This window comes from Pseudoalteromonas sp. Z1A2, from assembly GCF_011378755.1.
Classification (GTDB): domain Bacteria; phylum Pseudomonadota; class Gammaproteobacteria; order Enterobacterales; family Alteromonadaceae; genus Pseudoalteromonas; species Pseudoalteromonas distincta.
The window spans coordinates 1-604 of sequence record NZ_WTKX01000088.1; the positions used below are offsets into that span (position 1 = coordinate 1).

Sequence of the window (604 nt, forward strand, 5' to 3'; positions counted from 1 at the left end):
CTTTAAAGAAAGCGTAATAGCTCACTGGTCGAGTCGGTCTGCGCGGAAGATGTAACGGGGCTAAACTATGCACCGAAGCTGCGGATTCATACTTTGTATGAGTGGTAGGGGAGCGTTCTGTAAGCGGTTGAAGGTGTACCGGGAGGTATGCTGGACGTATCAGAAGTGCGAATGCTGACATGAGTAACGATAATGCGGGTGAAAAACCCGCACGCCGGAAGACCAAGGGTTCCTATCCCATGTTAATCAGGGTAGGGTAAGTCGACCCCTAAGGCGAGGCCGAAAGGCGTAGTCGATGGGAAACGGATTAATATTTCCGTACTTGGTATAATTGCGATGGGGGGACGGAGAAGGCTAAGCAAGCATGGCGATGGTTGTCCATGTGAAAGTGAGTAGGGCGTTTGTTTAGGTAAATCCGGACGAACACTAAACCTGAGACACGAGACGAGCTACTACGGTAGTGAAGTTGCTGATGCCATACTTCCAGGAAAAGCCTCTAAGCTTCAGATTATACCGAATCGTACCCCAAACCGACACAGGTGGTCAGGTAGAGAATACTAAGGCGCTTGAGAGAACTCGGGTGAAGGAACTAGGCAAAATCGTA

1 rRNA gene is annotated in these 604 nt (G+C 49.7%); it reads left to right on the forward strand.

Annotated features, from left to right (window positions below):
* Positions 1-604, forward strand: a 23S ribosomal RNA gene (locus tag GQR47_RS20310); the annotation flags it as partial.